The organism is Acaryochloris sp. IP29b_bin.148 (assembly GCF_028285565.1).
In the GTDB taxonomy this organism is placed as follows: Bacteria; Cyanobacteriota; Cyanobacteriia; order Thermosynechococcales; family Thermosynechococcaceae; genus Acaryochloris.
Genome location: NZ_JANQOY010000057.1, coordinates 1 through 10,231 on the forward strand (window position 1 = coordinate 1; position 10,231 = coordinate 10,231).

The 10,231-nt window shown below is 50.5% G+C and carries 9 protein-coding genes; 5 read left to right on the top strand and 4 right to left on the bottom strand.

The genetic code is table 11. The features are described 5' to 3' along the window. The coding region (locus Q0986_RS05935) for a topoisomerase C-terminal repeat-containing protein (protein ID WP_299405850.1) at positions 1 to 1,453 on the top strand (1,453 nt) is incomplete at its 5' end. Positions 1,454 to 1,622: 169 nt separating this feature from the next. Then, positions 1,623 to 2,957, top strand: coding sequence for a DUF2330 domain-containing protein (locus tag Q0986_RS05940; protein ID WP_299405854.1), 1,335 nt, complete (start codon positions 1,623 to 1,625; stop codon positions 2,955 to 2,957). Between the two features lie 37 nt (positions 2,958 to 2,994). Here Q0986_RS05940 and Q0986_RS05945 read toward each other — a convergent pair whose 3' ends face one another. The 4 genes from Q0986_RS05945 to Q0986_RS05960 all read right to left on the bottom strand — a co-directional run bounded on the left by Q0986_RS05945 (position 2,995) and on the right by Q0986_RS05960 (position 7,282). Next, positions 2,995 to 4,551: a phenylacetate--CoA ligase family protein gene (locus Q0986_RS05945; RefSeq protein ID WP_366918525.1), complete on the bottom strand. Its 1,557-nt coding sequence runs from the start codon at positions 4,549 to 4,551 to the stop codon at positions 2,995 to 2,997. A 12-nt stretch (positions 4,552 to 4,563) separates the two neighbouring features. After that, a complete protein-coding gene (locus tag Q0986_RS05950; RefSeq protein WP_299405861.1) occupies positions 4,564 to 4,983 on the bottom strand; it encodes a hypothetical protein in 420 nt (139 codons plus the stop codon). Positions 4,984 to 5,080: 97 nt separating this feature from the next. Further along, positions 5,081 to 6,370, bottom strand: coding sequence for a M23 family metallopeptidase (locus Q0986_RS05955; RefSeq protein ID WP_299405864.1), 1,290 nt, complete (start codon positions 6,368 to 6,370; stop codon positions 5,081 to 5,083). Positions 6,371 to 6,586: 216 nt separating this feature from the next. After that, positions 6,587 to 7,282 (bottom strand): biotin--[acetyl-CoA-carboxylase] ligase, encoded by a 696-nt coding sequence (locus Q0986_RS05960; RefSeq protein ID WP_299405869.1) that lies wholly within the window; start codon positions 7,280 to 7,282, stop codon positions 6,587 to 6,589. A gap of 92 nt (positions 7,283 to 7,374) precedes the next feature. On the opposite strand from Q0986_RS05960, the gene pgeF reads away from it, so the two are divergent. The 3 genes from pgeF to Q0986_RS05975 all read left to right on the top strand — a co-directional run. Next, positions 7,375 to 8,181: a peptidoglycan editing factor PgeF gene (pgeF, locus tag Q0986_RS05965; protein ID WP_299405873.1), complete on the top strand. Its 807-nt coding sequence runs from the start codon at positions 7,375 to 7,377 to the stop codon at positions 8,179 to 8,181. A 404-nt stretch (positions 8,182 to 8,585) separates the two neighbouring features. Beyond that, positions 8,586 to 9,470, top strand: a complete 885-nt coding sequence (locus Q0986_RS05970) for a Yip1 family protein (RefSeq protein ID WP_299405877.1) — start codon at positions 8,586 to 8,588, stop codon at positions 9,468 to 9,470. A gap of 41 nt (positions 9,471 to 9,511) precedes the next feature. Continuing rightward, positions 9,512 to 10,231: ATP-grasp domain-containing protein (locus Q0986_RS05975; RefSeq protein WP_299405881.1), on the top strand; the 720-nt coding region annotated here is incomplete at its 3' end.

Consider the following 10,231-nt stretch of genomic DNA (forward strand, 5'->3'; position numbering starts at 1 on the left):
CCAAACCCACATTACGGTTCACCTAGAAGTTGAAGATGCTGGGTTCCGGTCGACGGGTAAGCGTATTGATTTTCCTGGTTTTTTCCGGGCCTATGTGGAGGGGTCCGATGATCCCGATGCCGCTTTAGATGATCAAGAGGTGTTGCTGCCTTCCCTGAAGCAAGGGGATACGCCGGAGTGCACAGAACTTTCCCCCATTGGCCATGAGACCCAGCCACCTGCCCGGTTTACGGAAGCATCTCTGGTGAAAACGCTGGAGAAGGAAGGGATTGGCCGTCCCAGTACCTATGCCAGTGTAATCGGCACGATTATTGACCGGGGCTATGCTCAGCGTCAGGCCAATGCTTTGGTGCCCACCTTTACCGCCTTTGCTGTCACCGCTTTGTTGGAGCAGCATTTCCCAGATTTAGTGGATCTCAGCTTTACGGCGCGCATGGAGCGCAGATTGGATGGCATCTCCACTGGTGAGGTGGAGTGGCTGCCATATCTAAGCGACTTTTATCTGGGAGATGAAGGTCTGGAAACTCTAGTCAAAACCCGGCAGGATCAGATTGATCCAGGTGAAGCTCGGACCATTGATCTGGATAATCTGGAAGCCAAAGTGAGAATTGGTCGCTTTGGTCCCTACATTGAGACAGAGCATGAGGAAAAACCCGTTAAGGCGTCTTTGCCCAAAGATATGACGCCAGCGGATTTGACCCCAGAGCAAATAGAGCAGCTTCTCAAGCAAAAGCTGGAAGGTCCTGAAAAATTAGGCTTCCACCCCGAGAAAGGAGAGCCTATTTATATCTTGCTGGGGGCTTATGGTCCTTATGTGCAGTTAGGGGATGTCACCGAGGAAAATAAAAAGCCCAAACGAGCTTCTCTGCCCAAAGGGGTGGCGATGGAGTCGGTGACCTTAGATATGGCGGTCGAGCTATTGTCCTTACCGCGATTGCTAGGGCAGCATCCGGATACGGGCTGCAAGGTTCAGGTGGGATTGGGGCGTTTTGGTCCCTATGTGGTCCATGACCAAGGCAAAGAAGGCAAGGATTATCGGTCGCTTAAGAAAGAAGATAATCTGTTCACCATCTCCTTTGAGCGAGCCTTGGAATTACTAGCGATGCCCAAAGGAACTCGGGGACGTCGGGGGACGAAAAAAGCCCTGAAAGAATTGGGCAATCACCCGGAAGATGAAGCGCCAATCAATGTTTATGATGGCCCCTATGGCCCATATATTAAGCACAATAAGACAAATGTCTCCTTGCCTGAAGGGAAAAAGGTTGAAGACGTGACTTTGGAGATGGCTCTGCCGTTATTAGCTGAGAAAGCTTCGACGAAGGGCAAGAAAAAGACGAGTCGCGCTAAATCAACCACGAAGAAGAAAACTACTAAGAAGACTACTGCTAAGAAAACGACGACTAAAAAGACTGCAGCGAAAAAGACCACTGCAAAGAAAACAACGAAGTCCTAGTCATCAGTTCCAAGTGGCCATCGTTCTCGTGGAGATGTATACCGCCTAGCACTGGTGGGAGCCTAACCTTGAACCGTCTTTGGGTTGTTGCAATTCTTGCAACGATAGATAGTCTGCTGAAAAGGTTGAGCTAGCATAGACCGAAATTCAGTGACGGTTTCTTGGGATCATGAAAATGAAGCGTTTCCTTAGTGCTTGTCTGGTGGCTGTGTTGATGTGGACTAGCCTGTCGCCCGATGCTGTGGCCTTTTGTGGGTTTTATGTCGCAAAAGCCGATACGGCTTTGTATAACGAGGCGTCTCAAGTTGCGATCGCAAAAGATGGCAGCCGCACCGTTCTCACCATGGCCAATGACTTCAAAGGAGACGTTAAAGACTTTGCCATGGTGGTGCCCGTCCCAGTCCTCCTGCAGGAAGACCAAGTCCATGTGGGTGATCCCACGATCCTGAAACGGCTGGATGATTTTTCTGCTCCTCGGTTAGTGGAATACTTCGATGAAAATCCCTGCCAAGTGCTGCGCCGCTCCCTAGAACATTCCATTCCCCTACCGTCTTCTGCTGCACCCATTGATTCTGTCGCTGAGGCCGATTTAGGCGTCACCGTCGAAGCCCAATTTACTGTGGGGGAATATGACATTGTCATTCTCAGTGCCAAGGAATCCAATGGACTCCAGACCTGGCTCAACCGCAATGGTTACAAAATTCCCCGTGGGGCACAGTCGCTACTCAAGCCCTATATTCGCCAGAATATGAAATTCTTCGTGGCCAAGGTCAACCTAGAAGAATTTGAAAAATCTGAATTTCAAAAGCTACGGCCTTTGCAGATGGCCTTTGATTCGCCCAAGTTTATGTTACCGATCCGGCTAGGCATGATTAATGCCAATGCAGAGCAAGACTTGATTGTGTATTTGCTCTCTCCTAAGGGACAGGCGGAACTCGTCAACTATCGCACTGCCAATATCCCCACTGATGCTGAGATCCCCGAATTCGTAAAAGACGAATTTGGTGAGTTCTACACCGCCATGTTTGAGGCGGCCCATGCCAAAGCGGGTAAGCGGGTCGCCTTCCGTGAATATGCTTGGGATATGAGCAGTTGCGATCCCTGTTCGGCAACGCCATTGAACCCAGAAGAATTGCGTAAAGCAGGGGTGTTCTGGTTGCCAGAACGACCTCAGGGAGATTTTGTAGTGCCCCCTCGCTCGACGGGCGTATTTATCACCCGACTTCATGTTCGCTATAGCCGCGATAAATTCCCTGAAGATTTGATGTTCCAAGAAACCAGCAACCGTCAGTTGTTCCAAGGACGCTATGTGATGCGTCATCCTTACAAGCAAGAGGCGGATTGTCCAGCGGGTCGTCGCTACAAGCGATCCCTCCCTGCTCGATTTGAGAAGGAAGCCCAGACTCTGGCTAAGTTGACGGGCTGGAATATTCAGGATATTCGCCAGAAGATGGATTTCCAAAGTCCTAAGCCTGAGCCTTGGTGGAAACGGTTGTGGGAATAATTGCATGACCATCCAAAACGAGCTTGGGTACAGATGTTTATGGCTGTTCCTCAGGCTGCGAATGTTCGGGTTGCGTGTAGCGATGTTTAACACCTACAGGAAAATAGCGAGTATCGCCGTGGGGGTGCAAATAAACTTGTGGTGTTTGGTACTCGTCAGGAACATAATGCGCAAATTCGCTATTGAGTCGCTGGAGCTGTTGCCTAATAGACTGGGTGATGGCCTGTTCTCGTTCAGGACTCGTACGTTCTCCAGGAGCTAGTTCGACCTGGATGACTAAATGAGAATTTTGATCGGCATCCGTTTGCACCTGCATGACAAATTTGCCTGTCACCCAATCACAGATATCGGGCTGTTCTAGGCCGACCGTGACATTCTCAGGATAAATATTGGCACCAAAGAAAGACACGGTGAAATGAGAGCGGCCAAAGACGTACACAAAAGGGAGCGGGCGCAGGGGAGGAGTACCGGATTGATGCAGGGCTGCGGTGGCCTCCGACTGGACTTTGGTCGCCGCATCAAACCCGTGATCGCGCAAAAAAGTTAACATCTGCTCATAGGGGATTAACCCACCCTGATCACTGATGTGATAGCGAATCAGCGGAATGCCATTGTCCCCTGAGAACAGGAGTGTGCCTGTTTCTGTAACCTCGAAGTAACGGCTGTTGGGGTCATACTGAACCAACGTGGGTAAGCGTGCTTCTCCAAATAGGTCAGTGGCAATCTGAGGATGATCCGCTAAAAAGCGACGAATGCAGATGCTCAAAGGTGTTTCATTGCCCAGCACCCCAGCATCGGCTGTACCGTATAAGGAGGCTGAGTCAAAGCAAGCGCGGGTCGAGCCTAACCGAGTCCCCACTAAATCTCGCCACGCTTCACTAAACACTTCCCCTGCCATCACCCACTTGACGTTATATTGCGGCCAGGGCACCCCTTCTGTCAGTCCTGTATCAATCACATCCTTCAAAAAGGGGGGATAGCCTAGCAGCACCACCTGCTCAAAGTCAGCGCCCAGGGCTTGCACGACGCGCAGAATTTCGGCTTTATTATTGCCAGGGGTGATTACCGTTAAGGGATAGCCTTTGCTGGCTAAATGACGGCAGCAATTGGCGGTATACATCCCCCCGACCCAAGTTCCTAAGGCAAAACAAACCACGGCTAGGGTGCGTTTGCGATCGGCCGCAAAGCTATCGGCAAAAATTTGCTCAAAGCGCGTGGCAATCTGGTATTCATCGGTAATAAACCGAGGCCAAAAGGTAGGTTGTCCCGTGGAGCCAGAGGAGACCGCAATCATATCGCAGGCTTCTAGTTTGCCTTCCCGGCAGAGCTGGGCGAGAGGAAAATGGCGTAGATAGTTGTCTTTCGTCGTTAGGGGCAGGGTTTGAAAGTCTGCCAAGGTTTGAATGCGGGTCGGATCGATGCCTTGGTGCTGTAAAAATCGTTGATAGGCAGGGACTGTTCGGGCAACCTGCTGAAATAGATCAAGCACCCGGTCTGTACTGGACGTTGGCGGTGGAATTAACGCCTCTAAAGGCGTGTTGAGGAATGTGGTGAGCGCCTGGAGTGTTCGTTGACGAGAGGCTGGTATAGACATCATGTTGATATCCTACGTGTCCTGACTATTGCTCGGTGTGTCGTAGTGAATCACTGCCCAAGCCAATCCGATCGGTATCAGCATGCTGAGTCCAAAAGGAATACGGCAGGCTAAGCCGCTTTGCTGAGTCCATCCCCCAGCGCCATGAACCGAGCATTCTCGTACGCCTGGTCCAAACGCTATCCAGCCAGAAATCAAACATAAGAGCAATGCCAAAAGCAGTATCAGCAGCTTTTGTAAATCAAGCCTGTTGTCGTTGGCCGTCAAGACTAACAAGCCTGCGATCGCAGAGACCCCTGCACTAGCATAAGCAATCCATGCGGGCACATGCAGGAGATCGGGGCGTAGATAAACGAGAAAGGCAAATAAGATGCCAAAAACTAGGAATACTAACCCCAAAATTGGCTCTGAGGCGTTCTCTTGTTCCGCCATTCTGGATTTCTTGCCATCAATACCTTCAGCAACCGCAATTCGGTAGCCACACTTATTCTAGCGAAATCCAATCCCGATCTAGGGACTAATACGGTCTTTAACCCTGAGGTTGAGGCGGAACTTTCGCGGTTTGCATGGCTTTGATTAAGTCTGCGAGCGAGACCTTGAGCTGAACCCCTGCATCAAAGGCCACCAGGCTGTTATCTTTTTTCTTTAAGGTTTCAAAGTGCAGGTGGGGACCGGTGGAATTACCCGTACTGCCTACCAAACCAATAATGGTCCCTTGAGAAACCCACTGGCCTGGCTGCACATAAATCTTAGAGAGGTGGGCATAGCGGGTTGCTAGCTGTCCTTCTTGGTGCTGAAGTAGCACGGCTAAGCCGTAGCCACCCATAAAGCCGGATGTTTCTACCTGGCCGGGAAAAGCCGCTAAAACAGGGGTGCCTGTAGGCGCTGCTAAGTCGGTTCCAGAGTGGAAACGCGTTTCGCCTGTGATCGGATGCGAACGCCAGCCAAAGGCTGAGGTAACGGAGACAGGCATCGGTAAGGGAAAGATCATCCGCTGTCGATTCGGCACAAGCCACTTCAGTGGATTGGGAGACGATGGTAAAGACTTGAGCACAGGCGATGCCTTAGCCAATGGGCTGAGAGAGCTGGATGCCTTGGTGGACCATGCTGTGGGGGCTGGCGAGGGGGCATAGGCAGTCCATTGTCGAGGCGCTGGCTGCTGATAAGAGGAATAAGAATAAGATTTGGAGGCGGATGCGCCCGAGTTAGAGGTTGAGGCGGCGACGGGCGTGTATTGCGGGGCAGGCGCGCGGGGAATGCTGCGTTTGGCAGTCTGAACCACGGGCGGACCACAGAGCGTTGCAGCGACGACAGGATCAACATTGAGGCTCGCCCGGCAACCCGACACACTGCCTGCTAGCACGGTTTTTTCGGCTGCGGGCGTTTGAGCTGTTTCACCTAAGGAATAGGGCTGTGGATCAATATAGGTATTCTCAGTCGGTTGGCTAGGAGCAGAGCGCCCTGCCACCTGAGGCATGAGTTTGGGTGAGACGGCGGGGGCAGGCTGAGGTGTAGCGATAGGAGCAGCAGGCGCTGCTTGCGGGAGAGCAACAGGCTCTGGAGCGGTAGGTATTGCAGGCGCAGGTGCAGGGTCCCATGCGGGTTCAGGCGGATCGATAAAGGTATCTACGGGAGGAGCCGCAGCCGTGACGGGAGAGGGTTCGGTGAGTGCTGGACTCTCTATATCAATTGCTTGGGCCTGTTGATGTAGGGACAAGGCTCCCAATCCGATCGGGAGACTCAACCAGCCGCAGAGTAAGAGTAGAGATTGCGATTGTTTACCCGCTAGGTGGGCTTTGGAGTGAGAGTGACGTATCATACCAATTCGATCCTCAAAGGTGATTCAAGTTATAGCAAGCGATCCATGGAAAACACATCTGTTAAGCCAAGAGAGACAAGCCTGGATTAACCCCTCAAACCCAGGAAAGCATAACTACCTATCATTAATCAACCATCTAATGGGCGGATCAAGTATTGATCTAAATCACTGACGGCCTAAGATTTCTTTCTAGAACAAACGATTTAGTTCGTCGAATTAGTCCTTCTGCATCGATAGGCCCAAGCGTTTTGCAACATCTTCCCGTACAGATTGATGGGTAGGAGGATAAATCTTGACTAGGTTTAAGTAGTCAGGCAGCAATTGATCGATTCCTTGGATTTGCCAATAGAGATACCCCGCCTCTAATCCAGATAAGGTCAGCGCTGCTAGCTGTTCCAAGGAGTTAAGACCAGAAGACTCGCCTAGAATGGTGTGTAGGTTAATGGCTTGGGGCGGCACCGGGTTGTGCCAATTGAGACCAATACCAATCACAGCCGTGTGGACCTGGCCGTTTTGAAGATTGGTTTCGGTCAGAATGCCCCCTAACTTTTTTCCGTATACGAGTAAGTCATTGGGCCATTTGAGCCAGACGGGAATGTGATGCTGGCGGAGGAGAGTGGCTAGTCCCCAAATGGTGGCTACGGTCAGTTGAGCTGTTTGGTTAACGGGAATATGGGGTGCGATCGCAACCGATAAATACAGACCGCCGTCGTTGGACTCCCAGGTGCGCCCCCACTGCCCTCGCCCCGCTTTTTGTTGAGAGGCAATTACAGCTGTGCCCGGCTGGGCACCTTGCTTAAGGAGCGCCCACAGTTGGGTATTGGTGGAGTCTAAAATCTCATAGTAATGGAGGGGCCGTCCCCAGGTTTGGGTGGATAGATGATGTTGGAAGAGGTGCTGATCAAAAACCACAGGCGGAAAAGAGGTAACCCGTTGAAATCAAAGCAATCACGCTAGCATGGGTAAAAAGTTTAGCATTGTTTGAGTTCTAGCAATCCCACCCTATGCATACCTGGAATTGGCGGACGGATAAAGGCCGCACGTATTTGACTTGTCGTTTGCTAGACGCTTGGCCCCACGGCTTTTTTACCCGAGAATTTTGGCCTGCTCTGCCTGCTGAATTAGCCCCAGTGCTGGATGCCGATGCCCAAACCTTTCGGGTGAAACAGGTGCATGGTAACCAGGTGCTCTGTGCGGATGAAGCGCAAGCCTATCAGCCAGTACAACCTGATGCGATGGATCAGCCAGCGCCGTCCTTTCCGCCTGCGGATGGTCTAATCAGTAATGATCAACAGCAAGCGGTTTGGGTGTGTACGGCAGACTGTACCCCCGTGCTGATAGCAGATGTGCAATTGGGACATGTGGCGGCTGTGCATGCCGGCTGGCGAGGAACAGCGGCGAAGATCGTGCCTGTGGCGCTAGCGCGACTGCAAGCGCAAGGGAGCCAGCTGCAAAATATTCGGGTAGCGATGGGACCTGCGATCGCAGGTCGTATCTACCAAGTCACGACGGAGGTGGCGGCTCAAGTCGGGAGTACTGTTATTGCTCCTGACCTGTCGGAGCAGACTGCCGAGGTGATTACGGACCATCTATTACAGGTGGAAGAATCCCCGCTGATGGCCGATCCAGAACCGGGACGAGTGCGGTTGGATGTGCGGCGAGTCAATGCCATGCAGTTAGAACAGTTGGGGGTGTTGCCAGACCAGATTGCGATCGCACCTCATTGCACGTATCAGGAGCCTGAGAAGTTTTTCTCCTATCGACGTGAGCAAAAGAAACAAGTGCAATGGTCAGGTATCGTCAGTCGTTAATCTTCAAATCAGGACAATTTAAAAGCCTTAACTCACCGTGTAGAATGCGAGATTCTGACACGGTGAGTTTGGGAGCAGCAGGCCCGACGTAAACGAAAAGGTTTACGCCAGAACCTTCCGGTCTTAGAGTGCCCATCTCAGATCTTGTTACGACAAAAAACTCTAGTGATTGGGATTAAAAGCTCTGTATCAGAACCCTCAACCTATTCAACATAAATGGTTTACGTGACCCCAACGGTCTTGCTCAGTGCTGGCGTGATCAACCGAGGGCCGTAGACAGCAAGCATGGTCAAAAGATTGAGTCGTAAATGGCTCAAAAGAAGCCTTGTTCCCGCCACTTGCAAAAGACTTCACCCTTTTGTTACAACCGTTTCATGACTTAAAATTCATGCGAGTAGTGTTTGATGAACGAGCCGTCTCAACCTAATTCCGAGTCTAATCCAGGACCTGCTAACGATAGCTCTGAGGCAGGCCCACTACCTCTTCCTGATCCCAATCAGGTGACTGCTAATCCCTACGGTAACTATGGTGCCCAACCTGGTACTAACCCAGCTCCCCCTAATCCCTACGGTACACAGCCTGGTCAAGCTCCCCCTCCTCCACCTTCCTATCCGCCACCAGGGGGATATCCTCCTCCCCACGCGCCAACCGCGAACCCTATGGTTGAGTCTGGCAAAACAGCAGTTGCGGATGCTGCAAGCGTCTTAAAACGACTACAAAAAGATCCAACCCAAGGTTTGCAAGCTGCGCTAACGTCCTTGGGAGACGATCGCGCTTTAAATGTAGGACTCTTACTCTGTAGTGCGTTTGTCTTAACCTCTTGGTGGGCAATATGGAGAGTCAGTAATGCTATCTTGGGTTTCCTGACCTTCTCCTTCAGTAGTTTTGGATCAGGGACTGATTTTTCCCCTGGGTTGGGCATTACCGATCATCTAAAAATCATTGTGTTATCGGCCTTGCCCGTCGTTATTATGTCGGGAGTCTTTATTGCTATTCAAAAAATATTCAAAGGCCAGATCAATGTTAAGCAAATGGTTTTTGTTACAGCAGTTTCTATCCTGCCTTTTACAATATTTCAGTTGATTGTCACGCTGTTTGGTGCGGGAAATTTTGAATTTCTGATGATTATCTTGGTGATTGCATTCACGACGACAGTGCTAGTCATGAATACTGCCTTGATCGATATTCTTGGCTTTACCGTTCGTACTGCAATGATTTTAGTTCCGGTTATTTTGCTAGTGGTTTTCTACATTCAGAAAATTTTATTGGAGACCATTTTATCGACCTAAATGTCTGATGAGGTTGAAGGCAGCTCTCAAGTATAAATCTCATGAAGACCTTGCGTTGGCTGATAGACTTGCACCCAGAGTTCCCAGCATCGGAGATAGTTGCAGAATATTTAAGACAACATAAGAAAATAGAGCCCATCATCATCGATCAGCACGATGTAATGCTAGGTAGATGGCCAGAGACTGAAGATTGGATTGTGGGCTACGGGACGATGTTTGCGATGACACGCTTGCTCAGACATCCACCGCTCAGCCCAGCTATTTTTGACGATTATTTGGGTCTAAGGTGTTCTAACTACTATTCTTACATCTATCCTTTTTTAGGGCGTGCTTTCCTATTTGCACCCTTTGGGGCACTACCCAATCTACCCCTGCAAAGGATGTTCGGAGATCATTTTTTTGTCCGTTCCGATACCAATTACAAGCTTTTTCCAGCGGAGGTCTTAAACACCCAAGAGCTTTCACATTGGGTAAAGACTTACTCACATCATCAACATAATCTAGCTGTGGCCTCTGAAGTGGTTTTATTTGAGGCTGAATACCGTTGCTTTTGCCGAAACGGTAAGTTCTTCTGCTGCAGCTCGTCTGGATACGAGCCATACTCTGAAGTGCCTCAGGAAATAAGATCCGTTGCAGAGAGTGTTGCACAAGCCTTGGACGTCACTGGTATGAACATGCTGACTATTGACATTGGGATACATGCTGGCGAACCTAAGCTTGTGGAAATTGGCGGGGTCAACAGCTGGGGGATTTATGGATCG

What these genes read in the sequence shown, in the direction of transcription:
- Q0986_RS05940 (WP_299405854.1), top strand. Translation starts at nt 1,623, where the DNA reads ATGAAAATGAAGCGTTTCCTTAGTGCTTGTCTGGTGGCTGTGTTGATG.
- Q0986_RS05945 (WP_366918525.1), bottom strand. Translation starts at nt 4,551, where the DNA reads ATGTCTATACCAGCCTCTCGTCAACGAACACTCCAGGCGCTCACCACA.
- Q0986_RS05950 (WP_299405861.1), bottom strand. Translation starts at nt 4,983, where the DNA reads ATGGCGGAACAAGAGAACGCCTCAGAGCCAATTTTGGGGTTAGTATTC.
- Q0986_RS05955 (WP_299405864.1), bottom strand. Translation starts at nt 6,370, where the DNA reads ATGATACGTCACTCTCACTCCAAAGCCCACCTAGCGGGTAAACAATCG.
- pgeF (WP_299405873.1), top strand. Translation starts at nt 7,375, where the DNA reads ATGCATACCTGGAATTGGCGGACGGATAAAGGCCGCACGTATTTGACT.
- Q0986_RS05970 (WP_299405877.1), top strand. Translation starts at nt 8,586, where the DNA reads ATGAACGAGCCGTCTCAACCTAATTCCGAGTCTAATCCAGGACCTGCT.